The organism is Amycolatopsis sp. NPDC043885, assembly GCF_056435685.1.
Genome location: NZ_JBWKEA010000007.1, coordinates 166382 through 193247, shown reverse-complemented (window position 1 = coordinate 193247; position 26866 = coordinate 166382). Strand labels below are relative to the sequence as shown.

Below are 26866 nucleotides of genomic sequence, written 5' to 3'. Positions count from 1 at the left end.
CACGTTACGGGGAGGAAGCGGGATGACCGGCGGGTACGAGGTGGCCTTGGAGGCGATCGGCGCGGCGTCAAGCGCGGCGAAACGGGCTTCGGACGACGTCGGGAAGGTGAACCTCGCGGCCACGCTCGCCGAAGTCGCGGCGGGGTTGCCGGGTGGCGTATCCGGTGAAGCGGCCCGCCTGCTCGCGGACGCCTGGGGCCGGGCGGTGCCAGGCTGGGCCGAGAACACCGCGGACTACTCCGCACGGCTCGACGCGGCGGCCGTCCGCTACCGCTCGAACGAGCTGGCGGCATCACGGGAACTCCCCGTCTGATGCTCACCTGGGGAGACGTGCGCCGGTGGGATCCGGCCGCGATCGGCCGCGTCGCCGACGCGCTCAACGACGGCTGCGCCAAGATCATCGCCGCGAACGACGACGTCGAAGCCATGGCCCGCTTCACGGGCTGGACCGGTGACGCGGCCACCGCCGCCGCGACGCGGGGTGCGTCGCTGACCTCCACTCTGGAGCGGCTCGTCGCCGAGGCGTCCGCGGTCCGGCGAGGCGCTCACGAGGTGCAGATCGCGCTGGACCGGATCGTCGCGTTCGTGCGGGAGACCGACGAACTGGCCCACCGGAACGGCCTGGCCATCGGCGCCGGAGGCGAGATCTCCGTCGGCGTTCCGCGGCCTGACCAGGCTCGCGTCAGGGCGGAGCTGGCCGACAGGGTCGAACAGGGCCTGCGCCGCGCGGCCGACGTCGACGCTGATTTCGCCGACATTCTGCGACGGGCCCTTCGTGGCGAAATCACCGAACAGGGTGGCAGCACGCTCGCCCAGGCGGCGGCCGCCGGAGCCGCGCAGAGCGGCCTGTCGATCATCGGCCCACCGGAGAACGGCACCCCCGGCGACAACAAGGCTTGGTGGGCGAGCCTGTCGGACACGGCGAAAGTCGCTTTGCTGCGAGGAAACCCGGGGCTCGTCGGCAATCTCGACGGTATCCCGGCGGCCGACCGCGACGCCGCCAACCGCGCCGTCCTCGCCAGTGAGATCGCGCGGCTCCAGGGCGACCCCGAACTCAAGGGCCTGGAAGCCATCCAACAGCGGCTGGACCGGTCGGAGCCGCAGGCGTTCCTGCTGGGACTGGACACCAGCGGCGACGGGAAGGCGATCGTTTCCGCGGGGAATCCCGACACCGCGGCGAACGTGGCGACCTACGTGCCGGGGACGGGCTCGGAATTGGCGAAGATCGGCGGGGACCTCAACCGGTCCGACAAGATGTGGGCCGCGGCGACCACTTCGGGCTCCCCCTCCACCGCTGTGATCACCTGGCTCGGCTATGACGCGCCGAACGAGATCACCGACGCCGCGAGCGACAAGTACGCCGACGGTGGCAAGGCCGCCCTCGCGCAATTCCAAGACGGGCTGCGGGAAACACACCAAGGATCGCCCTCGCACAACACGGTGCTGGGGCACAGCTACGGCACCACCGTCGTCGGGCACGCGGCCGGTGACGGTGGCCTCGCCGCGGACGAACTCGTCTTCGTCGCGAGCCCGGGCGTCGGCGCGCACGACGTGAGCGAACTGCATCTCGACGGGGTGAATCAGGACGAGATCGGCGAACACGTGCACGCGACGGTGGCCGAACACGACATGATCAACCTGGCGAATGTCGAAATCGCCGGATACGACCCGATCCTCGGCCAGGATCCGACCGACGCGGACTTCGGCGGGCAAGTGTTCACCTCGGCGCCGGGCACGGACGGGTGGGGCGGGTACAGCACGGAGGCACACAGCGAATACTGGGAAGACAACAACCCGTCGCTCCGGAACATCGGCCTGATCATCGCGGGAAAGCCCGCCTCGTGAGACTCCCGCTCCTGACCGCTCTTCTCGTGCTCTTGTCCGCTTGTTCTTCCGGAGGTGGAGACGCCATGAAACCGACCATCACCGAACACGAGGCGAAAGACAGGGTCGAGCGGTACATCGAGGGCGCGCTCTCCGCGCTGCCCGGCTCGGCGGAACGGAAACCGTTCACCCAGCACAGGTCCGAATGCACCGACCCCACCGACAACGGTCCCCAAGGCCGCTTTGAGATCTCCGCGACCTATGAGGTGACCGGCCTCGAACCGGCCCGGTTCGAGGAATACTTTGACGCGGTCGTCCGGTGGTGGTCGGCTCACGACTTCACGGTCCTGACGGATTCGCGGCCGAAGGACCGATATGTGTTCGCCAGGAACAACGCGGACGCCTTCGACATGTCCGTGCAGGCGAACGACCTCGGCAAGTTCTACGTCGGGGCGACCTCACCGTGCGTCTGGCCGAACGGCACACCCGAACCCCAGGCCCTCGAAGGCACCCGACCCGAGGAGCCGGTCGCCGCTCCCCCGGAACCGGAGCCGGTGCGCAAACCGCGTCGCGCTCCGGTCGACGACGAAGACTTCGCCCAGACGAACTGGACCGACGGCGGCACCTCCTTCTGACCGCCATGAGCGATTCGATCGGGGAGCGGACACCTGGGTAGTGAAGGCCTCCTTCACTACTCTCAGGGTAGGCAAGGAGGCCTTCACGGACAGGCCTCACTCACGACCACCCCGCGCCCGGCCCACACGCTGGGAAAACGGGTCGACCCGCGGTCACCCGGGCTCTACCCTCCGGCCGTGACCGCCGAACTCGCCGCCGCCCCCACCCAGCACGTCGCGCGTCGCGGACGGGGCATCACCCTGATCCTGCTCGCCGCGCTCTTCTTCGGGACCTCGGGTGTGCTGGGCAAACCGGCGATGCAGGCCGGGCTGTCCCCGGAGCAGGTCGCGGCGATCCGCATCGGACTGTCGGCGATCGTGCTGCTCGCGCTGGTCGCCCTCTTCCGGCCGAGGCTCCTCAAAGTCACGAAGAACGAGTGGCCGCTGCTGCTCGCGTACGGCTCGCTCGGTGTCGCGGGCGTCCAGCTCATGTACTTCCTGGCGGCGGGCCGGATCCCGGTCGGGATCGCGATCCTGCTCGAGTTCACCTCGCCGGTGCTGATCGCGCTGTGGGTGCGGTTCGTGCGGCGGGTGCGGTTGCCGAAGGTGATGTGGGCGGGGATCGCGCTGGCGATGACCGGGCTCATGCTGGTCGCGCAGGTCTGGGAGGGACTCAGCCTGGACGTCCTCGGGTTGCTCGCCGGGCTGGGCGCGGCCGTCTGCTCGGCGGGTTACTTCCTCCTGGGCGAACGTGGCGTCGCGGACCGCGATCCGCTCGGCATGGTCACCTGGGGGATGACGATCGGCGCGGTCCTGGTGTGCGCGGTCGCCCCGCCGTGGACGATCCCGTGGGGAGTCCTCGACACCCCGGCGACGTTCGGTCCGTGGGAGCCGCCGGTGTGGTCGTTGCTGATCGCGCTCGTGCTGATCGCGACCGTCCTCGCCTACGCGACGGGCATGGCGGCGCTGCGGCATCTCCCGGCGTCGGTGGCGAGCGTCGTCGGGCTGGTGGAGCCGCTGATCGCCGCCACCGCGGCCTGGCTGCTGCTGGGTGAGGCCCTCAGCTGGATCCAAGCCGCCGGCGCGGTGGTGCTGTTGACCGGCGCGTACATCGTCCAGCTGAATTCGAACGTGGTCCAGACGGACTCAACCCTGCTGGAAGCCCCGTAGATCGCTGATCTCCTGCTGCTGCGAACGCGAAGTCGTCGCGGCGAGATCGCGGGCGTCGGGGTTGCGGCCGTGCTGGGTTTCGGCGTCGGCGATGCGGACGCCCGCTTCGCGCTGGCGCAGCAACCGCACGGCGAACTGGCGGTCGAAGTCCTTTCCGGACAATCCGGCCAGTGCCGCCATGTCGCCGGGGCTGATGTACCCGTCGCGCTGGATGTGTTCGAGGTTCGGGTCGTCCGGCGCGGGCTGACCCCACGCCTCGATGAGCCCGGACAGCCGCGCGATCTCCGGTTCGTGCGTGTCGATGACCCGCTTCGCGAGTGCCTTCAGCTGCTCGTTCGCCGCGCGGGTTTCCGCCAGGGAAGCCAGATCCACGCCCTGCTGGTGGTGCGCGAGGGCTTGCCGCGCGAACGCGACATCGGCGTCGTTGAACGGAACGGCTGCCTGCTGCGCCACCGGTGAAGACCCGGGAGGCGCCGTCTGCGACTGGGGTGCCTCGTCCGAGCAGCCCGCGAGCGCTACGGCGGCCAGGGCGACGGCGGGCAGGAACCGGAGGACGGCGTGCGGCATCGAAGAGCTCCTCGGAACGCGGTGGAGGTGCCTAGGTTGGCAGAGTCCGCATCGGCCTGTTCACCGGGGGTTGCGCAAACACTTTTCCTCCCGGGCTCACGGTGCGACAATCCCGCGATCCGCCGTCACTCCGTCAGGAGGTCACCGCGAATGGGCGCAGAGACCACGACCGAACGGGCGGGTCTGCGCCCGGACCTGCGGCAGCGCCACGTCCGGATGATCGCGCTCGGCGGCATCATCGGCGCGAGCCTGTTCATCGGCAGCGGCGCGGTGATCCACACCGTCGGCCCGGCGGCCGTCCTCTCCTACGCCATCGGCGGCCTGATCGTCGTGCTGGTGATGCGGATGCTGGGCGAGATGGCGACGGCCGCGCCGTCACAGGGTTCCTTCATGGAATACGCGCGGACCTCGCTCGGCGGCTGGGCGGGTTTCACCGTCGGCTGGCTGTACTGGTACTTCTGGGTCGGCGTGGTCGCGTTCGAGGCCGTCGCCGGGGCGAAGATCCTGCAGACGTGGATTCCCGTTGTGCCGCAATGGATCTTCTCGCTCGTGCTGATGCTGCTGCTGACCGCGACCAACCTCGCCTCCGCCCGCTCGTTCGGGGAGACGGAGTTCTGGCTCGCGTCGGTCAAGATCGCCACGATCGTGGTGTTCCTCGTGGTGGGCATCCTGTTCGTGCTCGGGGCGTGGCCCGGCGGCTCGTTCTCGGTCGGCAACATCGCGCAGGACGGTTTCCTGGCCAACGGCCCGTTCTCGGTGGTGCACGGAGTGGTGATCGTGATCTTCTCCTACTTCGGCGCGGAGATCGTCACCATCGCCGCCGCCGAATCGCGGCAGCCCGAAACGGCCGTGCGCAAGGCGACCTCGTCGATCGTCTGGCGGGTCATCGTGTTCTACGTCGGCTCCGTGACACTGCTGGTGATGATCACCGGCTGGCGCGACATCCCGACCACGACGAGCCCGTTCGCCGCCGCGTTCGGCCGGTTCGGCATCCCCGCCGCCGAGACGGTGGTCAGCGCGGTGGTGCTGACCGCCGTGCTGTCGGTGCTGAATTCGGGGCTGTACACCGCTTCCCGCATGCTGTTCGCGTTGCGCGGCAACGGCTGGGCGCCGAAATGGGTCGCGGACACGAACCGGCGCGGCGTGCCGTGGAAGGCGATCCTGGTGTCCACCTCGGTCGGCTACGTGGCCGTGGTGATGAACTTCGTTTCCCCGGACAAGATCTTCTACTTCATCATCAACTCCGCCGGGGCGGTCGCGCTGTTCGTCTACGCGATCATCGCCGGCTCACAGCTCCGGATGCGGCGCCGCCTGGAAGCCGAAGCGCCGGAACGGCTGAAGCTGCGTATGTGGGGCTACCCGTGGCTGAGCAGGCTCACGCTCGCCGGGACGCTGGCCGTGGTCGCGTCGATGCTGTTCGTGGACGCGGACACGCGGGCTCAGCTGTACCTGAGCCTGGTCAGCCTGGCGGTGATCCTCGGCGTCTACTTCATCCAACGCCGGCGATCCGGCCGAGAGCGCCGTAAAACACCTCTCCGATCTTCGCGGGATCACGGCTGAGGAACACCTGGCCGCCGGCGGGCGCGACGAGCTGACGGAGCTCGGCCTCGTCGGCCTCCGGCCCGATCCCGATGGCGATCAACGGCACCGGGTGGTCCCGGTCGCTCAGCTTTCCCAGCTCCGCCACCAGGTTCTCGCGGCTGATGCCACCGGGATCGGTGTTGCGGCCGTCGGTCATCACGATGACGAGATTCAGCTTCCCCCGCTCCCATTCCTCGTGCGCGAGCCGGTAGAGGTCGAGGACGCTGTCGTAGAGCCCGGTCTGCCCGTCCGGCACGGCGCGGACGGCGCGCAACCGGTCGACGGCGGCCAACTGCTGCCGGACCGGCGCCATCGGCAGGATCTCCCGGTAGTCCCGCTCACCGTCCACTTTGGTCGCGAAGGCCAGAAAACGGACCTGTGACGTGGATCTGAACAGATGCAAAGCGTTCTCCGCCGCCTCCAGCGTGATCCGCAGGCGGGACTTGCCGGTTCCCGGGACCGGCGCGCTCATCGAGCCGGACACGTCGATCAACACCTGGACCCGAGCGCTCGCGTTCACCCCGGCCCACTGACTGAGCGCTTTGGCGACCTCCTCGGCGGCCGGGATCTCGGCGCTGCGCTGGCCTTGAGTCTCGACGCGTCGATCGGTTTCGGTGAGCCGCAACGCTTGCCCGCCAGGGGCACGCAGCTCGGACCGCGGGCCCGTCGCGGCACCGTAGAGCAGGGTGCGTTTCAGTTCCGCGACGGCTTCGCCCTGCTGCGGGGTCGCCCCCGCGACCTCGACGAACGGGTAGTCGAGCGCTGGAACGGCGGGCGAGTACACGGCCACCAGCGCAGTCTTGCCTTCGGAAAGCCCGGAGTTGTGCCGTAGCACCGCGTTCTCCGCCGCGGGGAACACCGTCGCGCCGGACGTGGTGGCGGAAAACTTCCGCAGCAAAGCGACGTACGCGGCGGCCGGATCCGAGGCGTCCTTCGTGACCTCGCGGAGTGCCACCAGTGCGGAAACCCCGGCGGGATCGCGTACCGGATCCGGCATTCCCGCGACGATTCCGGCGTGGCCGAGTACTTCCGGCCAGGTCGGCGACTTGCGCGGCCAGCCGAGCGCCCGCGCGACCGGCTCCGCGACCGCGAGCACCACCGGCGAACTGGCGATCGACGGGCCTGAGGCGGGAACACCGTCGGCTCGCCTGAGGAAGAGCGTCGAGGACGGGATCCAGGCTTGGGGCTTGGGCGCGGTTCCGGACAGCTCTTCCGCCACTTGGACGGATTCCCGGGACTGCACGTCGAAGGCTACGCAGGCGAGATCGAGGACCCGGGCGGCTTCGGTGACCGCGGGGGCGAGGTCGGGCGACGCGGCGACGACCACCCGCACGGGCTCGCAGGCGGGTTCGGACCTCGCCATGGCCACCGCCACCCACGTGGCCGCGCCGAGCACGGCCGCCAGCAACGGGATCAGCATCCGTCTTCGGTTCCGGGTGGTGGCGTGGCGTCCCATCGACTCTCCCGGCATGGGGCTCGAGGAGCGTCCGAGGGTACGCCGCGAGCACCCCTAGGGGAAGGCTGCGACTTTCGGCGTAGAAAAACCCCACCGAGGCGGGAGGTGCCCCGACGCGGGTCGCGGAACACTTGCCCGGTAAGGAAAGCACTCGAAATCGGGGGAATTCGTGATGAACCGGCCCACCCGTGCGGAACAGCGCAAAGCCCGCAACGCCCTGTTCGGTCAAGCGATCACGGTCGCCTTCGCCCTGCTGCTCGCTTCGCGCCTCGTGAGTGGTAAGGACGGTTAGAACCGTCCTTACCACTCACGAGCTTTTAGACGGGGATGACCGTCGGCACGATCATCGGACGGCGCCGGTAGGTGTCGGCGACCCAGCGGCCGACGACGCGGCGCACGGCCTGCGCGATGCGGTGCGTGTCGGTGATGCCCTCGGCCTCGGTCCTGGCGAGTTCCATCTCCACCATCGGGAGCACGGCGTCGAGCGCCTTCGGGTCGTCGGAGAACCCGCGTCCGGACACCGTCGGGCGGGTCACCGCGCGGCCGGTGCTGGTGTCGACGGCGACGGTGATGGCGATGAAACCGCCTTCACCCAGCACGAGCCGGTCGGACAAGGTCGACTCGCCGACGTCGCCGACCGAGAGGCCGTCGACGTACACGTGCCCGACCTCGACCCGTCCGGTCCGCGTGGCCTTGCCGTCGACGAGGTCGACCACGACGCCGTCCTCGGCGATGACCACGTTCTCCGGCGCGACACCGGTGCGCACGGCCAGTTCGCCGTTGGCACGCAGGTGCTTCCATTCGCCGTGCACCGGCATGACGTTGCTGGGGCGCACCGCGTTGTACAGGTACAGCAGTTCGCCCGCCGACGCGTGCCCGGACACGTGCACCTTGGCGTTGCCCTGGTGCACGACGTTCGCGCCGAGCCGCGTGAGGCCGTTGACGACGCCGAAAACCGCGGTCTCGTTGCCCGGGATCATCGAGCTGGCCAGCACGACGGTGTCGCCGGCGCGGATCGAGATCTGCCGGTGCTCGCCGCGCGCCATCCGCGACAGCGCCGACAGCGGCTCGCCCTGCGAACCGGTCGACACGAACAGCACCTTGCTCTCGGGCAGGTCGCCCGCCTGGTCGAGGTTGACCAGCAGGCCGTCGGGCACGTTCAGCAACCCGAGGTCGGCGGCGATGCCCATGTTCCGGACCATCGACCGGCCGACGAACGCGACCCGGCGGCCATGCCGGACGGCGGCGTCGAGCACCTGCTGGACGCGATGCACGTGGCTCGCGAAGCAGGCGACGATGACGCGCTGGCCGACCTTGCGGACGACGTCGTCGAGCACCGGGCCGATGTCGCGTTCCGGCATGACGAACCCGGGCACCTCGGCGTTGGTCGAGTCGACGCAGAACAGGTCCACGCCCTCGTCGCCGAGCCGGGAGAACCCGGCGAGGTCGGTCAGCCTGCCGTCGAGCGGGAGCTGGTCGAGCTTGATGTCACCGGTGTGCAGCACGACACCCGCCGGCGTGCGGATGGCCACCGCGAGCGCGTCCGGGATCGAGTGGTTGACCGCGAAGAACTCGAGGTCGAACTCGCCGACCTTGCGTCGCTCGCCCTCGCGGACCTCGATCAGGTTCGGCCGCTGCCGGTGTTCCTTGGCCTTCGCCGCGAGCAGCGCGTTCGTGAACCGGGAGCCGTAGATCTTCAGGTCCGGGACCAGCCGCAGCAGGAACGGGACGGCGCCGATGTGGTCCTCGTGCCCGTGGGTGAGGACGAGGCCGTCGATGTCCTCGAGGCGGTCTTCGATCGCGCGGAAGTCGGGCAGGATCAGGTCGACGCCGGGCTGGTCGTCTTCGGGGAAGAGCACCCCGCAGTCGACGATCAGCAGACGGCCGCCGAACTCGAAGACGGTCATGTTGCGGCCGACTTCGCCGATCCCGCCGAGCGCGACCACGCGCAAGGCGCCTTCGGGCAACGCGGGCGGCGGGGTGGTCGGTCCGGGTCCGGTTGGCAATGAACTCACCGAGGCATGGTCCCTACGCTGGTATGTGAAGTCGGCGCCGTATAGGCCGCCGCTGAATCTGCTTGTGCCACTCGTGCACCATGCCAGTCACTGGCGGCGCTTTCCCCGAGCGGCACGCCCCCCTGGGCGAGATCCGCGGAAATCGCCTGGAGCTGCTCGTCGTTCGCGGCCACGATGGGCAGCCGCGGGTCGCCGATGTCGAAGCCGCGCAGCCGCAGGGCCGCCTTCGAGAACGCGACGCCGCCGACGCGGGACATCGCCCGCAGGACCGGCAGCATGCCGCGGTGGTTGGTGCGCGCGGTGGAGGTGTCGCCGGACTCGTAGGCGTCCATCATGCCGCGGATGCGGCCCGCCACGACGTGCCCGATCACGCTGACCACACCGGCGCCGCCGACGGACACCCACGGGAGGTTGAGGCCGTCGTCACCGGAGTAGTAGGCGAGCTGGGTGTTCGCGATGACCTCGGAGCCGGCGATCAGGTCACCCTTGGCGTCCTTGACCGCGAGGATGCGGGGGTGCTCGGCCAGCCGCAGCAGCGTGTCGACCTCGATGGGGACGATCGAGCGCGGCGGGATGTCGTAGAGCATCACCGGCAGCCCGGTGGCGTCGGCGACCGTGGTGAAGTGCGCGTAGAGCCCGGCCTGGCTGGGCCGCGAGTAGTACGGCGTGACGACGAGGATGCCGTGGGCGCCCGCCGCTTCGGCCTGCTTCGCCTGCTCGATGCTGTGCGCGGTGTTGTTCGTGCCCGCCCCGGCGACGATCGTCGCGCGGTCACCGACGGCCTCGACGACGGCGCGGACCAGCTCGGCCTTCTCGGCGTCGGTCGTGGTGGGGCTCTCCCCGGTCGTGCCGTTCACGACGAGACCGTCGTTGCCCAGTTCCACGAGGTGTTCGGCCAGCTCCTGCGCCCGCTTCAGGTCCAGCGCGCCGTCGGCGTCGAAGGGGGTGGCCATCGCGGTGAGCACGCGCCCGAACGGTCTTCCCGGCGCTGCGGTAGGTGGAGTGGACATGCTGTGAAGGTACCTCCTGCGAGCGCCGAACCCCTTGCCGACGTGGTCGTTCCCGAGAATCACGGTAAATTTTCCGCGACAAAGGCGAGCTCGGCGCAAACTCTCTGTGAGCTATTTGACCTTGGTCGTGATCTGAGCGGGGATCTGGCTGCCGTCGGTCTTGGCGAGCAGGCAGAGGAAGCCGCGCGAATAGTTCCGGTCCTCCTCGTTGGGCGGCCGGTTCCATTCGGCTTCGGTCGGCACGACGGCCCGCCAGGTCAGCGAGGCCCGCTGTGCCCCGGGCACGACGTTCGAATTGAAGGCCGCCGAGCAGAGCGACTCGGCGATCCGGTTGACCGCGTCCGCGCCGGGATACACCGCGACCTGGGCGTCGTCGTCCGAAGACGACTGGACGTCGAGCAGGCTGCCCTTGGCGAAGACCTCCAGCAGGTGGTCCTTGTCGCAGCTGATGCCGTCGTTCAGGTTGACGCCCTCGATGAGGGGAACGTTGTAGCAGTCTCCGGAGGAACCGAGTTTGACCTGCCCGTTGATGCCGTAGGTCAGGGTGGGCTGGGCCTGGTTGTTCCCCTCCGGCGCGGCCATCCACCGGCCGAGGAAGATCCCGCCGACCAGCGCGCCGATCACGGCGACCGCGGCCAGGCTCAGCCACAGCGGACGCAGGTTGCGCTTCGCCGGGGCCGGGGCGAGCCGGGTCATCGGCTGGCCGGGCTGCAGCATCGCCGTGCCGCCCGAGGGCGGCGTCGGCTGGGCCTGCACGCCCTGCGCGGCCGCGAGCAGGCTGCGCACCTGGTCGTACGACATGCGCGCTTCGGGCTTGGTGACCAGCAGGCCGAGGATCGCGGCGGCCAGCGGGCCCTGGACCCGGGTCAGGTACGGGGCCTCGGTCATGATGGCGTGCAGGGTCGCCGCGGTGGTCGACCGTTCGAACGCGACGATGCCTTCCGCGGCGAAGAACAGCGTCGTACCCAGCGACCAGAGGTCGGATTCGGGCATCGCGTCACGGCCCTCGACCCGTTCCGGCGCCATGAACGCGGGCGAGCCGACGATCATGCCGCTGGTGGTCAGGCGCGGGTCGTCGGCGGCGTGCGCGATGCCGAAGTCGGTGAGTTTCACCCGGCCGTCCGGCGCGACCATGATGTTCGCGGGTTTGACGTCGCGGTGCACGATCCCGGCGGCGTGCGCGGCCCGCAGCGCGGACAACACCCGCTCCCCCACCAGCGCGATCTGCTGGGCGGGCAGCGGGCCACGGTCGCGCACCAGGTCGGCCAGCGTCGGCGCCTCGACCAGTTCCATCACGATGTAGGTGGCGCCGTTCTCGGTGACGACGTCGTACACGGTGACGACGGCCGGGTCGTTGAGGCGCCCGGCGGAGCGGACCTCGCGCAGCATCCGCTCCGTCAGCACCGAGGCGTCCTCGGGAGCGTTCGGGAACTTCAGCTCCTTGATCGCCACCTGACGGCCGATCACCTGATCCTGCGCGCGCCAGACGATGCCCATCCCGCCGCGGCCGAGCTCGCCCAGCAGGGCGTATCGGCCGGCGACGATCCGCGCGCCGGCGGCCTGATGCGTCTGCTGGGGCGGCCCGTACGGACGGGTCTGTTCGTCGGTCAAGGTTCGGTGCTCCTTCGATTCGCGCAGGATGCTAACTCGGACCCGTTCGCGCTCCGAAAGGTTCCTTCGCCCGGCTGGTGAATCAGACCGTGACCTCGTGCCCGGCTTCCCGGAGCGCCTTCACCGCGCGCTCCAGCTCCGAGGCCCGGACCAGCACGTGGTCGGTGTCGAAGGTGGACATCGAGAACAGCGCCACCCCGGCGGCGGCCAGTTCGCTCGACAGCGCCGCGATGATGCCGGTCAGCGTGAAGGCCAGCGGCCCGCGGACCGACAGCAGCCGCCAGCCGTCCTCGACGGTGGCGCCGGCCGGCGCGAGACCGGCCGGGCAGATCACCGACAACTCCTCCGGCGTCCGTGTGAGAGAGACGAGCACGGGCTCGCCGGGGTCGAGCAGGTTCGCCGGAACCGGCGCGTCCGGGGCGAGGCGGGCGACCGCGTACTCGCCGGGCCGGACGTCGATCGCGAGGCGTCGCATCAGCCCTCGAGAACCTTCGGGCTGGACGCGACCTCGGTGCCGTCGGGCAGCGCGGAGATGGTGAAGTCCGCGAACACGTTGCTCGAAGCCTTCTGCAGCTCACGCAGGCATTCGATGGCCAGGGCGCGGATCTCGACGTCGGCGTGCTCGGTGGCCCGCATCGCGATGAAGTGCCGCCAGGCGCGGTAGTTGCCGGTGACCACGATGCGGGTCTCGGTCGCGTTCGGCAGCACGGCGCGGGCGGCCTGGCGGGCCTGCTTGCGGCGCAGCGTCGCGCTCGGGACGTCGGCGAACTTCTCCTCCAGCCCGGCGAGCAGCTCGGTGTAGGCGTCGACGGCGGCCTGCGAGGCGGCGAGGAACTTCGCGTGCAGCTCCGGGTCATGCGCGATGACGTCGGGCTCGACGAACGCGGCGTCGCGCTCCGGCACGTAACGCTGCGAAAGCTGCGAGTAGGAGAAGTGCCGGTGGCGGATCAGCTCGTGCGTCAGCGAGCGCGAGATCCCGGTGATGTAGAAGCTGACGGATCCGTGCTCCAGCACCGAAAGGTGGCCGACGTCGATGATGTGCTCGAGGTAGCCGGCGTTGGTGGCCGTCTTCGGGTTCGGCTTCTTCCAGGACTGGTAGCAGGCCCGGCCCGCGAATTCGGCCAGCGCCTCACCACCGTCGGCATCGGTCGACCACGGTACGTCCGACGGCGGGAAGAACTCCGTCTTCGCGATCAGTTGAACCTTGGGTGACACGGTCTCGGCCACGTTCGCACTCCTTTACGACCCTTGCTCCACGACTCCGGGCAGCGTAACCGCAACCCTCTTTGACGCCGGGGCGACATCACGGTGACGTCATGCCCTCCTTGACTGACATCAGAAATGACGTCATAGTGGTGTCATGGATCTGACGCCGTACATCACAAGCCTTCGCGAGGACCTCGCGAACACGGCTTCGGCCGGCGACGAGCAGACGCGGCGCGCTGCCGCGCTGCTGTCGTCGGCGCTGGAGCCCGCCGCCCGCCTGACCATCATGAACGCCCTCGCCGACCTGGCCGCCGAAGTGACCTCCGCGCTGCCGGGGCACGTCGTCGACGTCCGGCTCGACGGCCGCGACGTGCGCGTCGTCGTCACCGGCTCGGCCGAGAGCGCCGAGCAGTCCCCGCCCCGACAGGAGGCACCGCGGGAGGCCCCGCGTGCGCCCAAGGTGGACACGGGCGACATCACCCGCATCACGCTGCGCCTGTTCGAGCAGGTCAAGGGCCAGGCCGAGGCGGCGGCCGCCGCTCAGGGTGTCTCGCTGAACACGTTCGTCTCGCAGGCCGTTCAGGGAGCGCTGGGCAAGAGCGGAAGCGAGCACTGGCACTACAAGCAGAAGCCGGGCGGCGGTGCCGGTTCCCACCTGCACGGCTGGGTCCAGGGCTGAGGGGACGGAAATGACCGAGGAAAGCATTCCCGCCGGTGAAGAGACCGTGCGCGTCGAGGACTTCCAGGCCGAGGGCCCGATCGAGATCGACGTGAGCGTGGCCATCGGCCGGGTGACCATCGAACTGACCGGCGAGAACGGCGTCCACGCCGAGGTCCGCCGGGACGGCGGCGAACAGCAGCCGTGGGTGGACGGGATGACGAGCCTGCTCAGCTGGGTCGGGGAACGCTTCGGCGACCAGCTCGGCGGTTCGCCGGCCGGGTCGGCGGGCGACGCCGTGGCGCAGACTCGGATCGAGAAGGTCGGCAACCGGCTGGTCGTCCAGGCGCCGAAGGCCTGGCAGCTGAAGAACGTCCCGCTCGCCATGACCGTCCGGGCGCCCGCCGGTTCGCACCTGGAGGTGCGGGCCGGGGCGGCCGACGTCACGGTCACCGGCTCCGCCGGGCGGGCCGACCTCATGACCGGCGCCGGCAAGATCGGCCTCGAACGGGCCGACGGTTCGGCGATCGTCCGCACCGGCACCGGCGACATCAAACTCGGGCCGACCCTCTCGGGTCTCCAGCTGCGCACCGGTAGCGGCTCCGTCGAGGCCGCCTCGGTGAGCGGTTCGGCCACGCTCGCGACCGGCACGGGTGACGTCTGGCTCGGCGAGGTCGCGGGCGAGGTCCTGGCGCGCACCGGCAGCGGCTCCCTCTCGGTGGCGGACGCCGCCTCCGGGACGCTGGAGCTGACCACCGGATCGGGTGAGGTCCGCGTCGGGATCCGCGGCGGCGTTCAGGCCGAGATCGACCTTTCGTCGACGACCGGTTCGGTGTCGAGCGAACTGGAAGTCGCGGAGACCGCGCCTTCGGAGGTCTCGCTGAAGGTGCGGGCGCGCACCGGCACCGGCGACGCGGTGGTGACCAGCGCGGCCAGCTGAGCCGCGGGCCGCAGGGGGATCGAGGGACCTTTGCTCTCACTTTTCCACGGGGGTGGGAGCGAAGGTCCCTCGCTCATTTCAAGTGCGTTCGAAGGGCCGCCAGATGGACATCGGTGATACCCGTGCGCGGATCGACCCGCACCAGGTGCGTGACCATCCCGTCCCGCCGGGAAAGGAACGCGTCCCTGGCGGTGGGATGTAGGTCGAAATCGTCATCGAGCCAGACGAGAGGGCGCGGCCCGGCGTAACGGGCGACGGCGTCGAACTTCCAGCCGCTGTCGACGTTCGCGCAGTCCACGGCGGGAAGCGTGGGCAGGCCGATGGCCGGACCCACCATGGTGTTCGCCTGGTGCCCCCAGGTGGTCGCCCAGACCAGCTCCGCGTCCCCGGCCGCGTCGAGCAGCGCCGTCCCGTGGCCTGGGTTGAGCCACATCCGCAGTGGATGCCGTCGGCTCCAGCCCCGGATCCGGAACTTGTGCTCGACGAATCCCGGCGGTTTGGGCTTGGCGGCGAACGGGTTCAGCGGGCCGTCGACGTCGAGGAAAAGGACCGGCCGCATCGGGCCATGATGCCTGAGGGCGCCGTGACCTTCACTCACGAATCGGCCGTCGATGAAGGATTTGGGACGTTGAGTGTCCCGAATCCTTCATCAACGAGCTCGGTCACTTCAGCGCACGAGGCGCGAAAGCACCGGAGCGAGATCGCCCCGCTCCCCCACCGCGACCCCGTCCAGCCCCTGCCATTCCGCCATCAGCCGCAGCTCGCCGGCCAGCTCACTGGCGACCCGCGCGACATCCACCCCAGGCTCGGCGAAGGCGCCCTGGACGCGAAGCACCCCGGCGGCACGGTCGGCCTTGAGGTCGACCCGGCCGACGAGTTCGCCGTCGAGCAGGAACGGGAACACGTAGTACCCGTAGATCCGCTTCGGCTCGGGCACGTAGATCTCGATGCGGTAGAAGAAGTCGAAGATGCGCTCGGTGCGGGCGCGTTCCCAGATCAGCGGGTCGAACGGCGACAGCAGGGCCCGGCCGGTGACCGACCGCGGCGCCTTCGCCGCGAAGTGCCGGTACGCCGGGGCGGGCCAGCCGTCCACGGTCACCGGTTCCAGCACACCCTCCTCGACCAGTTCCGCCACCGCCCGCTTACTGACGTCGGGGCCCAGCCGGTAGTAGTCCCGCAGATCCGGTTCGGTGCCGATGCCCAGCGCGACGGCCGCGCGTGTGATCAGTTCGCGGGCGCCTTCCTCCGGGCTCACGGTCCGCGACAGGATCTCCGGCGGGACGACGCGTTCGGTCAGGTCGTACAGCCGCTCGAACGACCGGCGCGTGCCGGTGGTCAGCTGCCCCATGCCGAAGAGCCACTCGCAGGCCTTCTTGACTTCCGACCGCTCCCACCACGAACCGGGTTTGCCACGACCCGAGTCGCTCTCCAGCGCACGCTCGATACCGCCCGCGCCGATCGGTCCGTGTTCCTTGACGACGGTGAGGATGTCGTCAACCAGTTGGGGCGTCTGCTCCAGTACCCGGGCGTAGTTCGTCCACCAGCCCATGCGTTTCGCCCCTGACCGCAGGAGCGGCCAGTCCGCCACCGGCAGCAGGCTCGCCTCGTGCGCCCAGGATTCGACCAGCAGCCGGGGTTTGCGCGCGGAATGGGACCAGGCCGCGTCGTCCACCAGCGCGGAGTCGTACGCGCCGAGCCGGGAGAACAGCGGCATGTAGTGCGCGCGGACCGCGACGTTCACCGAATCCAGTTGCAGCAACTGGATTCGGGACAGCACGCGCTGCAGATGTCGCCTTGTCACCGCTCCGCCCGGACGTGCCTCGGCGAACCCCTGTGCGGCCAGCGCGATCCGGCGCGCGACCGGCCCGCTGATGGTCGTAGTGCTCATCGTTCGCATGCTGCCATCCACCACCGACAGTTTTCGGCCGCACCGCTAATCTGCGCAGCATGGCCGCCGCCGAAGTCCGCCCAGCAGTCGTGTCCGACGCCCCCGAAATCGCGCGCATCCAACGCGACACCTGGCGAAGCGCCTACACGGAGTTGCTCGGCGAAGCGGCTGTCGCCGGGCTCGACATCGAGGAGCTCGAGAAGACCTGGGCGGAAACGATCGAGTACCCGGGCACGCGCGTCTTCCTCGCCACCGAAGGCGAGTTCACCGTCGGCTTCTGCGTCGCCGGCCGCGCTCCGGAGAGCGAGGTGGCCACCGCCGACGGTTCGCTGCCAGACGACGCTTCGACGACGGCGCTCATCGCCTCGCTGCTGGTCGAGCCGCGGTGGGGACGGCGCGGGCACGCGGGACGGCTGCTGGCGAACGCGTCCGCCTGGCTGCGCGAGGACGGCGCCACGCGCGGGATCAGCTGGGTCGCCCAGACCGATCACGCGTCACTGGGCTTCTTCCGCCGCGCGGGCTGGTCGCCCGACGGAACCGTCCGCATCCTCGACACCGGAAGCACGAACGTGCGCGAAGTCCGGCTCACCGGAGGCCTCGAGCTCGAGCTCACTCCCTGACTTCGCGAACACGACCCAGCGCATCACCGAGTACATGAAGACGCCTTCGCACGCCCCGGCGATGAGCCGGGAGAGGCGGTAGTCGACGCCCAGCGCGGCCAGCCCGGCCCCGACGCCGAGCAGGAACGCCACGTAGTTGATGACGATCGCGATGACGTACAGCACCGCCTGCCTGCCGACGGGCGCGTGCGAGCGGAAGTTCATGCTGCGGTTCAGCACGAAACTCAGCCCGAACGCCGTCGCGTACGCGAGCGTGATCGCCAGCCACACCGGCAGGCCGAGCCAGCCGCGAAGCAGGGTCAGCAGGATCAGGTCGACCCCGAAGGTGAACCCGTTGATGAGCGCGAAACCGAGGAAACTCGGCGCCACCAGCCGGGAAAGCCCGAAGGGGAGGCGCCGCACCACGGCCGCGCAGAAGTCGGCGAAGCGATCCGCGAAACCCTTTCCGCGGACCGCGTCGTGCACGTCGGCCACGGCTCCAGCATGGCAGCGGCAGGTGGCCGAGAGCCGACGAACAGGTGATCTTCTGGTGCGGCCCGGAAGCCGGGAACGGGGGCTGGCCCCAGTGCGTCCTGGTTTTCAGCTGATAGCTTGGAGAGAACGAAGATAACGGGGAGGCAACGATGGTGGGCTGGTTGCTCCTGTCGTTCGGCCTCGCCTTCGGTTCCGCGATCCTCCCCGTCGTCAGCATCGAGATGTTCCTCATCGGCCTGTGCGCGAGCCAGCCGACGATGCCGTGGCTGCTGCTCGGCGCCATCGTCGCGGCCGGTCAGGTGGGCGGGAAGACGCTCTACTACCTCGCCGCGAAGGGCACGATCAAACTCCCGAAACCGCTGCACGACCGCCTGCACCGGGAGCGGCCGCCCACCCCGCGCCGGGAAAGATGGCGGGCGCGCACCAAGAAGATGCGCGCCCGGCTCGACGCACTGCGCGAACGGTGCCATCGGCATCCGCATTGGATGGCGGGCACGTACGGGGTGAGCTCGGTCGTCGGCCTGCCGCCGTACATGGCCACGAGTGTCCTCGCGGGGCTGGTGCGGATGCCGCTGGCGACGTTTCTGGCCACCGGTTTCCTCGGCCGCTGGCTGCGGTTCAGCCTGCTGGCCGCCTCCCCCGCCCTGTTCGCGGGCTGGTTCCACTACTGAGCACCGATATTGTGATGCGCGCCATGGCGGCCGCCCCCTAGTGTCTTCGCCCGTGCCGACTTCGTCCGCGTATCCACCTGGAGCGGTTGATCCCGACGGTCCGCAGGGGCGTGGTCACCGAACCCCGTGGCCGTTCGACGATCCGGCCTCGCTCTACGAAGACAAGCCCGGAGCGCGAATGGCGCCGGCTACGCGGCATCTGGCTGGGCCGGGGCCGGGTGAGCGAGAGCCAGTGGCGGCTGTACTTCGTCGTGGTCGTCGACGGGGAGCCGGTGGGCATGCAGGATCTGATCGGCACCGACTTCGCCACGTTCGGCACGGTCACCACGTTCTCCTGACTCAGTCCGGACCTGCGTGGCCGCGGCCTGGGCAAGGAGATGCGGCAGGCAGTGCTGCATCTTGCCTTCGAGGGGATCGGAGCCCGCGAGTCGTCCAGCGACGCCTTCTTCGACAACCACGCCTCGAACGGCGTCACCTGGGACACCCGGCGCGGTGAGCCCGCGCAGATCAAGCAGTGGCGGCTGCTCCGCGAACACTGGCGGCGCCGGGACGACATCGAACTGGTCGCCGTTCGCGAATGCCTGCCCGTCCTCGGAATCGAGCCTGCGCATTCAGAGGACTAATTGCGCGTAGCTGCGGCTGACCTCGATCAGGTCCGTGAAGGCCCCCAAAGCCCAGCTCCCAGGCCATGATCAACCGAAGTTACGAGGCACTAAAGCCCTCACGTAACTGCGACACCTGGCCGGTAAATAAGCGCGAAGGTACCCGAAATGAAGGCTGCGATCTGGCCTGATGCCCCAGACGGACAGCCCAGGCCACCGGCCCCCGCAATCAGGTGACTAGTTGCGCGAGGCGGCTTCGAGTTCGACGGCGCGCCGCATCGTGGCACGGGCGCGCTTCCGGTCGCCGGCGATCTCGTACGCGTACGCCAGCCGGTACCAGACGCGCCAGTTCTCCTGGTCGGCCTCGACTTCGGCGCGGCGTTCGTCGAACCAGGCGTCGGCGGCGTCGCGATCCACCCGGCCCGAAGGCCGCCGGGGCAGATCGGAGACGTCGGGCAGGCCGCCTTCCTCGTCCAGCCGCCGCGAAAGCCGCTGGATCTGGACGCCGGAACGCCAGGTGGTCACGATGATCCAGATCCCGAGCAGCGGCAGCAGCAGGACCCCGACGCCGAAGAGCACCGGCACCGTCTCCCCGGTGCGCACCAGCGCGATGCCCCGGCCCGCCAGCAGGACGACGTAAACGGCGAGCGCCGCCGTCATCACCAGCGCGAAGTTGCGGGCCCTCACAGGTCGAGGATGTTCTCGAGACCGACCGTGAGGCCGGGCTGCGTGAGCACCGAACGCACGCCGAGCAGCACACCCGGCATGAACGACGTGCGGTGCAGGGAATCGTGCCGGATGGTCAGGGTCTCCCCCTCGCCGCCGAACAGGATCTCCTCGTGCGCCACCAGTCCGGGCAGCCGGACCGAGTGCACGCGGACGTCGTCGACGAGTGCGCCGCGGGCACCGTCCACTTCGGACGTCGTCGCGTCTTCGCCCGGCGTGAGACCGGCTTCCGCGCGGGCTTCGCCGATCAGCCGCGCGGTGTGCGCGGCGGTGCCGGAAGGCGCGTCGGCCTTGCGGTTGTGGTGCAGCTCGATGACCTCGGCCGAGTTGTAGAACCGCGCCGCCTGCTGGGCGAACCGCATGGCCAGCACCGCGCCGAGCGCGAAGTTCGGCGCGATCAGCACGCCGAGCGACGGGTCGGCCGCGAGCCACGAGCGCAGCTTTTCCAGCCGCTCTTCGCTGAACCCGGTGGTGCCGACCACGGCGTGGATCCCATTGCCGGTCAGGAACTCGAGGTTGTCCATCACCGCTTCGGGGTGGGTGAAGTCGACGACGACCTGAGCCTGCTTGAGCGCCGAGAAGTCGTCACCGGCGTCGAGCGCGGCGACGAGTTCCATGTCGTCGGCGCCGTTGACGGCGTTGACCACTTCCTGGCCCATCCGGCCGCGTGCGCCCAGCACGCCGACGCGAATTCCAGCGGTCATGATGCGATCACCTCGTGCAGATCGTCCGGAAGGTCGTCGGCGTGAGCGTACGGCCCGACCACCGCCGCCGCCGAGACGCCACCAGGACGGGCCAGCAGAGTGCGAGCGAGCGCACAGACCTCGTCGGTGGTGACGGCGTCGATCCGCGCCACCGTGTCGTCGACGCCGAGGTAGCGGCCGTAGTTCAGTTCGTTCTTGCCGATGCGCGACATCCGCGACGAGGTGTCCTCGAGGCCGAGCACGAGCCCGCCCCGCAACTGGCCCTTCGCCCGCGCGACCTCGGCTTCGCTCAGCCCGTCCTTGCCGACGAGTTCGAGCACCTCGCGGATCACCCCGGCGACCTCGCCGAGCTTCTCGGGCTGGCAGCCCGCGTAGACGGCCATGTGCCCTGTGTCGGCGTAGCTCGCGACGGACGAGTACACCTGGTACGCCAGCCCCCGCTTCTCCCGGACCTCCTGGAACAGGCGCGAGCTCATCCCGCCGCCGAGCGCGGCGTTGAGCACCGACTGCGCGAACCGGCGGTCGTCGTGCCGCGACAGCGAACGCAGGCCGAGCATCACATGCGCCTGCTCGGTGTCGTCGGTGTGCAGCGCGAGTTTCGGCGCCATCGCGATCCGTGCCCGCCCGCCGCGCGGCGGCACGGGCGTCGCCGTCCCGATCAGCTTGGTCCGCAAAGCCTTGCGCACCAAGCGAAGCACCTGGGTGTGCTCGATGTTCCCGGCGACCGCGAGCACCATCCGCGGCAGGGTGTAGCGGCGCCGGTAGAACCCGCGCAACGCCGAAGCGGACATCTCGACGATGGACTTCTCGCTGCCGAGCACGGGGCGGCCCAGCGCGTGGTTGCCCAGGATCGCGCCGACGAACGTCTCGTGCAGCAGGTCTTCGGGGTCGTCGTCACGCATCGAGATCTCTTCGAGCACGACACTGCGCTCGGTCTCGACGTCCTTGTCCGTGCACAGGGCCTCGAACACGACGTCGGTGACGAGGTCCATCGCGAGCGGCAGATCCTCGTCGAGCACCTGCGCGTAGTAGCAGGTGTGCTCCTTCGCGGTGAACGCGTTGAACTCCCCGCCGACCGCGTCGATCTCCTCGGCGATCTGGGTGGCGTCCCGGTTCGTGGTGCCCTTGAACAGCAGGTGTTCGAGGTAGTGCGCCGCGCCCTCGACCGACGACGGCTCGTCACGCGATCCGACCCCGACCCACAGCCCGACCGTCGCCGAACGAGAGGCGGGGACGTGCTCGGTGATGACCCGGAGGCCACCGGCCAGCACACTGCGCTTGACCACCGCACCGTCCGAAGTGGACTCCAGCGTGCGGGTGCTGCCGACGGGCTGTTCGTGCCCGGGAACCTGACGAGCCAACGGATTCCTTACTCACATGTCAGGAAAGGGTCGTTCAGGACGAAAACTGTCCTGAACGACCCTTTCCTGACGTTTCACATCGGTCTAGCCAGGATTACTGGGCGTCGGCCTTCGGAGCCTCGGCCTTGTCGCCGTCGGCGGCCTTGGCGTCCGCCGAGTCTTCTTCCTGGACCACGATCAGGCTGATCTTGCCGCGGTTGTCGATGTCGGCGATCTCGACGCGGAGCTTGTCGCCCACGTTGACCACGTCCTCGACCTTGGCGATCCGCTTGCCGTTGCCCAGCTTCGAGATGTGCACCAGGCCGTCCTTGCCCGGCAGCAGCGAGACGAACGCGCCGAACGCGGCCGTCTTCACCACGGTGCCGAGGAAGCGCTCGCCGACCTTGGGCAGCTGCGGGTTGGCGATGGCGTTGATCTTGTCGATCGCCGCCTCCGCCGACGGGCCGTCGGCCGCGCCCACGTAGATCGTGCCGTCGTCCTCGATGGAGATGTCGGCGCCGGTCTCCTCGGTGATCGAGTTGATCATCTTGCCCTTCGGGCCGATGACCTCGCCGATCTTGTCCACCGGGATCTTCACGCTGGTGACGCGCGGGGCGAACGGGCTCATCTCGTCCGGGCCGTCGATCGCCTCGGCGATGACCTCCAGGATGGTGAGGCGGGCGTCCTTCGCCTGCTTCAGCGCGGCCGCGAGGACCTCCGACGGGATGCCGTCGAGCTTCGTGTCCAGCTGCAGCGCGGTGATGATGTCCTTGGTGCCGGCGACCTTGAAGTCCATGTCGCCCATGGCGTCCTCGGCACCGAGGATGTCGGTCAGCGCGACGTAGCGGGTCTCGCCGTCGACCTCGTCGGAGATGAGGCCCATGGCGATGCCGGCGACCGGCGCCTTCAGCGGGACACCCGCGTTCAGCAGACCCATGGTCGAGGCGCAGACCGAGCCCATCGAGGTGGACCCGTTGGAACCCAGCGCCTCGGAGACCTGGCGGATCGCGTACGGGAACTCGTCCCGCTTCGGCAGGACCGGCACGAGGGCGCGCTCGGCGAGCATGCCGTGGCCGATCTCGCGCCGCTTCGGCGAACCGACGCGGCCGGTCTCGCCGGTGGAGAACGGCGGGAAGTTGTAGTGGTGCAGGTACCGCTTCGTGGTCTCCGGGGAGAGCGAGTCGATCTGCTGCTCCATGCGGAGCATGTTCAGCGTGGTGACGCCCAGGATCTGGGTCTCACCGCGCTCGAACAGCGCGGAACCGTGCGCCCGCGGGATCACGGCGACCTCGGCGGCGAGCGAGCGGATGTCGGTCAGGCCGCGGCCGTCCATGCGGATCTTGTCCGTGAGGACGCGCTTGCGCATGATCTTCTTCGACAGGGCCTTGAACGCCGCGCCGATCTCCTTCTCACGGCCCTGGAAGGCTTCGCCCTCGCCGAGGCCGACCTTCTCCAGCACCGCGGCCTTGACCTGGTCGGTCGCGTTGTCGCGGTCCTGCTTGCCCGCGATGGTCAGGGCGTTCGCGAGGTCGTCGGTCGCGATGGCGGCGACGGCGTCGAACGCGTCCTGCTCGTAGGCGAGGTAGACCGGGAACTCGCCGGTCGGCTTCGCGGCGACTTCGGCGAGCTGCTGCTGCGCCTCGCACAGCACCTTGATGAACGGCTTCGAGGCTTCGAGGCCCTCGGCGACCGAGACCTCGTCCGGCGCCTTGCCGCCGGCGGCGATCAGGTCGAGGGTCTGCTCGGTGCCCTCGGCCTCGACCATCATGATGGCGACGTCGTCACCGACGATGCGGCCGGCGACCACCATGTTGAAGGTGGCCTGCTCCAGCTGCTTCCAGGTCGGGAACGCGACCCACTGGTCCTCGATCAGCGCGACGCGGACGCCGCCGATCGGACCGGAGAACGGCAGACCGGCGATCTGGGTCGACGCCGAAGCGGCGTTGATCGCGAGCACGTCGTACGGGTCGTCCGGGTTGAGGCTCTGGACGGTGATGACGACCTGGATCTCGTTGCGCAGGCCGTCGGTGAACGACGGGCGCAGCGGGCGGTCGATCAGGCGGGCGGTGAGGATCGCGTCGGTCGACGGGCGGCCCTCACGACGGAAGAACGCGCCGGGGATGCGGCCCGCGGCGTACATGCGCTCCTCGACGTCCACGGTCAGCGGGAAGAAGTCGAAGTGTTCCTTCGGGTGCTTCGACGCGGTGGTCGCCGAGAGCAGCATGGTCTCTTCGTCCAGGTACGCGACGACGGAACCGGCGGCCTGACGGGCCAGACGGCCGGTCTCGAAGCGGACGGTGCGAGTGCCGAAACGGCCGTTGTCGATCACGGCTTCGGTTTCGTGCACGGTGACTCCGGTGGAGTCGGTCATAGGGTGTATCTCCTCTTTTGATCCTCTGTAACGGCGCGAGTCTCCCACCCTGGGACCTGTTTCGCCTGCGGACGCTCGAGGAGTGAGGCCGGTCTTCGATCGAAGCCCCCGGGCCGTTGCCCGGGAACCACTACCGAGGACCGGCGGACGGTACCTCGTGCGCGCTCGCGCCTGTGTTCTTAGACCGAGGGGGAGCGACCGATGTGGTCACTCCCCCTCGGGTTCAAGCTATCGGCGGAGGCCGAGACGCTGGATCAGCGCACGGTAACGCTCGATGTCCACCTTCATCACGTAGTTCAGCAGCCGGCGGCGGCGGCCGACCAGCAGCAGAAGCCCGCGACGGGAGTGGTGGTCGTGCTTGTGAGCCTTGAGGTGCTCGGTGAGGCCGACGATGCGCTTGGTCAGCAGTGCGACCTGGGCCTCGGGGGATCCGGTGTCCGAGTCGTGCACGCCGTACTCGGCAAGGATCGACTTCTTCTCTTCGGTGGACAAAGCCACAGTGGTGCTCCTAGATATCTGTGCCGTGCGGCCCGGACGATGTCTTCACGCCGGGTGAGACGGTCACGGCCGCCACGGACTGCAGCCGGACCCGATCGTCAAGGCTACCAGCCTCGTGATCAGCGGCTTCAGGCGCGGGCGTGGTCCAACGCGTACGACCGGATCACCCGGTAACGCGAAACGCCCTGTTCACGGTCACTGCTCATCAGAACGGCCTCGGTCGCCGTCCAGGTCTCACTGGTGAACCCGGCCAGCCGCTCCTCCCACGCGCTCGCGGCTCGCGGCCGGTCGCGGGGGAAGCGGGCCAGTGTCAGGTGGGCCACGTACGGCCTGCCTTCGCTCTCCGCGCCGGCCTTCACGGCCAGCTCGTGGAGCCCGGTTCCGGACACACTCAACCACAGCACCCCGGGGAATGTCGCGGCCTTTTCCAGCCGGAGATCGATCGGCCCCGCGCCGGCCAGCCGCCCGGCGAGCCAGTCGCCTCGTTCGGCCGGATCGTCCTGGCCGTGGAAACCGAGGGTGATATGCCAGTCCTCTCGCACCGACCAGCGGAAATCGCCGTCTTCGGGCGTGCCGAGCGCGGCGGCTACCTGGTCGAGGACCTCGTCGGGCGGGATCAACGCGCTGAAGATCGTCATAGGCACGTGACTCGCGTGCTCAAACCCGTGACTCGCGTGCTTGGAGGCGGAACTCGTGAGTTCCGCCTCCAAGCACGCGAGTCACGTCGCGAAGCACGCGAGTCACGTCAGGAACCGTTCCGCGCGGCGCGGCGCAGCAGGTCCGCCAGCGACGGGAAGTCTTCGTCGAGCAGCTTCGCGGCTTCGGTGAGGTCTTCGTCCTCACCGATGTCCCGCAGCGCAACGAGCACACCCTGGTCGTCGGCGACGGCGCCGACCGGGATGCTGTCCCTGCCCACCGTCGGCCGCGAATCGCGGACGTCCTCAAGGGCCTCCTGCATGGCCTTGCGGTCCCCCGCGGCGACCGCCGGGACCAGCACCTTGCGCTCCAGCATGATCATCTTGGCGAGGACGACCGGATTCCCGATCTTCGCGCGGCGCCCGCTCATCACCTGGCTGAGCATGGGCGCGCTGATGCCGAGGACCTCGGCGAGGAAGGCCTGGGAGATGTCGAAGGCGACGACCAGTCTCCGCACGCGATCGCCGAGCGGCTCCCCGTACCACTCCTTCTGCAGCGCGATGTTCCGCTGGACGATCTTGTGGTCCTCCACCTGGTCCGCTCCCCTTAACCCCATCGAACGCCATGCGCGGTCCGTGACATCTTGCCACCGGAACGCACGTGAGCGGGTGTGTTTGTCGATTGTCATCCGGCCAAGGCCGGAACCGGTCAGTCCTGCCCGCCGAGCAGTTCCCTGGTACGGGCGACGTCCTCGTCGATCTGCGCCACCAGCCCCTCCGACGTCGGGAACCGGACCTGATCCCGCAGCTTGGTGACGAAATCGAGCGCGACGTGCTGCCCGTAGAAATCCTCGTCGATGTCGAGGACGAAGGCCTCGACGGTGCGTTCCCGCCCCGAGAAGGTCGGGTTGGTGCCGACCGACACGGCGGCACGCAGCCGTCGGCCGGGATCCGACGAACGGGTGAACCAGGCGCTGTAGACCCCGTCGGCGGGCACCGCCGCGAACCGCGGCGTCGAAAGGTTCGCCGTCGGGTACCCGAGATCGTGCCCCCGGCCGTCGCCCCGGACGACGATGCCCTCCAGCCGGTGCGGCCTGCCGAGCGCTTCGGACGCGGCGACGACGTCTCCGGCGTCGATGCACGAGCGGACGTAGGTCGAGGAGAAGGTGATGTCGTTGTCCGCCTGCTCCTGGGCGAGCAGCCCTTGCAGTTCCGCGCCCTGCGCCACGAAACCGAACCGCTTCCCCAGCGTGCGGAGGAGTTCGACGTCACCGGCCGCCTTCGCGCCGAAGGTGAAGTTCTCCCCCACGATCACCGCGGCCGCGTGCAGCTTGTCCACCAGCACCTCGTGCACGAACTCGTGCGCCGTCAGCCGCGACAGTTCCAGCGTGAACGGCAGCACGCAGAAGACGTCCACCCCCAGGCCCTCGACCAGTTCCGCCTTGCGGCGCAACGTGGTCAGCTGCGCCGGATGACTGCCCGGCCGGATCACCTCCGACGGATGGGGATCGAAGGTCAGCACCACGCTCGGCACGCCGCGTTCGGCGGCGGCGCGGACCGTCCTCGAAATCAGCTCCTGATGACCGCGGTGCACGCCGTCGAAGACGCCGATCGTCACCACACACCGTCCCCAGCTCCCGGGGAGGTCACCCAAACCACGCCAACGCTGCACTTCTAGCCCCGTC

At 69.4% G+C, this 26866-nt stretch carries 28 protein-coding genes and 1 pseudogene; 11 read left to right on the top strand and 18 right to left on the bottom strand.

Annotated elements, in window-relative coordinates:
- The first annotated feature begins 22 nt into the window (after nt 1-22).
- From AC069I_RS22275 to AC069I_RS22260, 4 genes are all read left to right on the top strand, one after another.
- Nucleotides 23-313 carry a hypothetical protein gene (locus AC069I_RS22275; protein WP_340683961.1) on the top strand — a complete coding sequence of 97 codons (291 nt, stop codon included), beginning with the start codon at nt 23-25 and terminating at the stop codon, nt 311-313.
- A complete protein-coding gene (locus tag AC069I_RS22270) occupies nt 313-1845 on the top strand; it encodes an alpha/beta hydrolase (RefSeq protein WP_478227310.1) in 1533 nt (510 codons plus the stop codon). Before AC069I_RS22275 ends, AC069I_RS22270 begins: the two co-directional genes overlap by 1 nt.
- A 65-nt stretch (nt 1846-1910) precedes the next feature.
- A complete protein-coding gene (locus AC069I_RS22265) occupies nt 1911-2459 on the top strand; it encodes a hypothetical protein (RefSeq protein ID WP_478235907.1) in 549 nt (182 codons plus the stop codon).
- Between the two features lie 177 nt (nt 2460-2636).
- Nucleotides 2637-3608, top strand: coding sequence for an EamA family transporter (locus AC069I_RS22260; RefSeq protein WP_478227312.1), 972 nt, complete (start codon nt 2637-2639; stop codon nt 3606-3608).
- On the opposite strand, the gene AC069I_RS22255 is transcribed toward AC069I_RS22260, so the two are convergent.
- A complete protein-coding gene (locus AC069I_RS22255) occupies nt 3585-4175 on the bottom strand; it encodes a DUF305 domain-containing protein (protein ID WP_478266320.1) in 591 nt (196 codons plus the stop codon). The two genes, AC069I_RS22260 and AC069I_RS22255, sit on opposite strands and share 24 nt — an antisense overlap.
- Before the next feature lie 150 nt (nt 4176-4325).
- On the opposite strand from AC069I_RS22255, the gene AC069I_RS22250 reads away from it, so the two are divergent.
- Nucleotides 4326-5735, top strand: a complete 1410-nt coding sequence (locus AC069I_RS22250; protein WP_478266319.1) for an amino acid permease — start codon at nt 4326-4328, stop codon at nt 5733-5735.
- On the opposite strand, the gene AC069I_RS22245 is transcribed toward AC069I_RS22250, so the two are convergent.
- From AC069I_RS22245 to thyX, 6 genes are all read right to left on the bottom strand, one after another.
- Nucleotides 5665-7212 carry a VWA domain-containing protein gene (locus AC069I_RS22245; protein ID WP_478266318.1) on the bottom strand — a complete coding sequence of 516 codons (1548 nt, stop codon included), beginning with the start codon at nt 7210-7212 and terminating at the stop codon, nt 5665-5667. The genes AC069I_RS22250 and AC069I_RS22245 overlap by 71 nt on opposite strands.
- A 317-nt stretch (nt 7213-7529) precedes the next feature.
- Nucleotides 7530-9227 carry a ribonuclease J gene (locus tag AC069I_RS22240; protein WP_185927423.1) on the bottom strand — a complete coding sequence of 566 codons (1698 nt, stop codon included), beginning with the start codon at nt 9225-9227 and terminating at the stop codon, nt 7530-7532.
- Nucleotides 9224-10237 (bottom strand): 4-hydroxy-tetrahydrodipicolinate synthase, encoded by a 1014-nt coding sequence (dapA, locus tag AC069I_RS22235; protein WP_478227315.1) that lies wholly within the window; start codon nt 10235-10237, stop codon nt 9224-9226. The genes AC069I_RS22240 and dapA overlap by 4 nt, the downstream gene beginning before the upstream one ends.
- Nucleotides 10238-10348: 111 nt before the next feature.
- Entirely contained in the window at nt 10349-11848 is a 1500-nt protein-coding gene (locus tag AC069I_RS22230; RefSeq protein ID WP_478266317.1) for a serine/threonine-protein kinase, read from the bottom strand.
- An 82-nt stretch (nt 11849-11930) separates the two neighbouring features.
- On the bottom strand, nt 11931-12323 hold the full coding sequence (locus AC069I_RS22225; RefSeq protein ID WP_478227317.1) for an ACT domain-containing protein: 393 nt from the start codon (nt 12321-12323) through the stop codon (nt 11931-11933).
- Nucleotides 12323-13075 (bottom strand): FAD-dependent thymidylate synthase, encoded by a 753-nt coding sequence (gene thyX / locus AC069I_RS22220; RefSeq protein ID WP_478227318.1) that lies wholly within the window; start codon nt 13073-13075, stop codon nt 12323-12325. The genes AC069I_RS22225 and thyX overlap by 1 nt, the downstream gene beginning before the upstream one ends.
- A gap of 133 nt (nt 13076-13208) precedes the next feature.
- On the opposite strand from thyX, the gene AC069I_RS22215 reads away from it, so the two are divergent.
- Nucleotides 13209-13733 carry a toxin-antitoxin system HicB family antitoxin gene (locus AC069I_RS22215; protein ID WP_478235912.1) on the top strand — a complete coding sequence of 175 codons (525 nt, stop codon included), beginning with the start codon at nt 13209-13211 and terminating at the stop codon, nt 13731-13733.
- A gap of 10 nt (nt 13734-13743) precedes the next feature.
- Nucleotides 13744-14652, top strand: coding sequence for a DUF4097 family beta strand repeat-containing protein (locus AC069I_RS22210; RefSeq protein ID WP_478266316.1), 909 nt, complete (start codon nt 13744-13746; stop codon nt 14650-14652).
- Between the two features lie 73 nt (nt 14653-14725).
- Here the strand turns inward: AC069I_RS22210 and AC069I_RS22205 are convergent, their stop codons facing one another.
- Together AC069I_RS22205 and AC069I_RS22200 are read right to left on the bottom strand one after the other, a co-directional pair.
- Nucleotides 14726-15211 carry an HAD domain-containing protein gene (locus tag AC069I_RS22205; RefSeq protein WP_478266315.1) on the bottom strand — a complete coding sequence of 162 codons (486 nt, stop codon included), beginning with the start codon at nt 15209-15211 and terminating at the stop codon, nt 14726-14728.
- 108 nt (nt 15212-15319) lie between these two features.
- The gene (locus AC069I_RS22200; RefSeq protein ID WP_478235914.1) at nt 15320-16540 is read right to left on the bottom strand and encodes a winged helix-turn-helix domain-containing protein; all 1221 of its coding nucleotides are present in this window, start codon (nt 16538-16540) and stop codon (nt 15320-15322) included.
- 59 nt (nt 16541-16599) lie between these two features.
- On the opposite strand from AC069I_RS22200, the gene AC069I_RS22195 reads away from it, so the two are divergent.
- The gene (locus AC069I_RS22195) at nt 16600-17160 is read left to right on the top strand and encodes an N-acetyltransferase family protein (RefSeq protein ID WP_478227323.1); all 561 of its coding nucleotides are present in this window, start codon (nt 16600-16602) and stop codon (nt 17158-17160) included.
- A 66-nt stretch (nt 17161-17226) separates the two neighbouring features.
- Here AC069I_RS22195 and AC069I_RS22190 read toward each other — a convergent pair.
- Nucleotides 17227-17529 (bottom strand): annotated as a pseudogene (locus AC069I_RS22190) (GtrA family protein); the annotation flags it as partial.
- Between the two features lie 254 nt (nt 17530-17783).
- Here AC069I_RS22190 and AC069I_RS22185 point away from each other — a divergent pair.
- From AC069I_RS22185 to AC069I_RS22175, 3 genes are all read left to right on the top strand, one after another.
- Nucleotides 17784-18305, top strand: coding sequence for a YqaA family protein (locus tag AC069I_RS22185; protein ID WP_478266314.1), 522 nt, complete (start codon nt 17784-17786; stop codon nt 18303-18305).
- A 110-nt stretch (nt 18306-18415) separates the two neighbouring features.
- Nucleotides 18416-18643: a hypothetical protein gene (locus AC069I_RS22180; protein ID WP_478266313.1), complete on the top strand. Its 228-nt coding sequence runs from the start codon at nt 18416-18418 to the stop codon at nt 18641-18643.
- Between the two features lie 39 nt (nt 18644-18682).
- Nucleotides 18683-18928: a hypothetical protein gene (locus AC069I_RS22175; protein WP_478266312.1), complete on the top strand. Its 246-nt coding sequence runs from the start codon at nt 18683-18685 to the stop codon at nt 18926-18928.
- A gap of 216 nt (nt 18929-19144) precedes the next feature.
- Here the strand turns inward: AC069I_RS22175 and AC069I_RS22170 are convergent, their stop codons facing one another.
- The 8 genes from AC069I_RS22170 to AC069I_RS22135 all read right to left on the bottom strand — a co-directional run bounded on the left by AC069I_RS22170 (nt 19145) and on the right by AC069I_RS22135 (nt 26853).
- Nucleotides 19145-19594 carry a tetratricopeptide repeat protein gene (locus tag AC069I_RS22170; protein ID WP_340683973.1) on the bottom strand — a complete coding sequence of 150 codons (450 nt, stop codon included), beginning with the start codon at nt 19592-19594 and terminating at the stop codon, nt 19145-19147.
- A complete protein-coding gene (gene dapB, locus AC069I_RS22165) occupies nt 19591-20337 on the bottom strand; it encodes a 4-hydroxy-tetrahydrodipicolinate reductase (RefSeq protein ID WP_478266311.1) in 747 nt (248 codons plus the stop codon). The genes AC069I_RS22170 and dapB overlap by 4 nt, the downstream gene beginning before the upstream one ends.
- Nucleotides 20334-21698, bottom strand: coding sequence for a M16 family metallopeptidase (locus AC069I_RS22160; protein ID WP_478227327.1), 1365 nt, complete (start codon nt 21696-21698; stop codon nt 20334-20336). Before AC069I_RS22160 ends, dapB begins: the two co-directional genes overlap by 4 nt.
- Before the next feature lie 94 nt (nt 21699-21792).
- A complete protein-coding gene (locus AC069I_RS22155) occupies nt 21793-24048 on the bottom strand; it encodes a polyribonucleotide nucleotidyltransferase (RefSeq protein WP_478227328.1) in 2256 nt (751 codons plus the stop codon).
- A gap of 228 nt (nt 24049-24276) precedes the next feature.
- Nucleotides 24277-24546: a 30S ribosomal protein S15 gene (gene rpsO / locus AC069I_RS22150; RefSeq protein WP_003084034.1), complete on the bottom strand. Its 270-nt coding sequence runs from the start codon at nt 24544-24546 to the stop codon at nt 24277-24279.
- A 128-nt stretch (nt 24547-24674) separates the two neighbouring features.
- Nucleotides 24675-25184 carry an RNA 2',3'-cyclic phosphodiesterase gene (gene thpR / locus AC069I_RS22145; RefSeq protein ID WP_478227329.1) on the bottom strand — a complete coding sequence of 170 codons (510 nt, stop codon included), beginning with the start codon at nt 25182-25184 and terminating at the stop codon, nt 24675-24677.
- A 107-nt stretch (nt 25185-25291) separates the two neighbouring features.
- Nucleotides 25292-25774, bottom strand: coding sequence for a helix-turn-helix domain-containing protein (locus AC069I_RS22140; protein WP_125675891.1), 483 nt, complete (start codon nt 25772-25774; stop codon nt 25292-25294).
- A 116-nt stretch (nt 25775-25890) separates the two neighbouring features.
- Nucleotides 25891-26853, bottom strand: coding sequence for a bifunctional riboflavin kinase/FAD synthetase (locus tag AC069I_RS22135; protein ID WP_478227330.1), 963 nt, complete (start codon nt 26851-26853; stop codon nt 25891-25893).
- Nucleotides 26854-26866 lie beyond the last annotated feature (13 nt).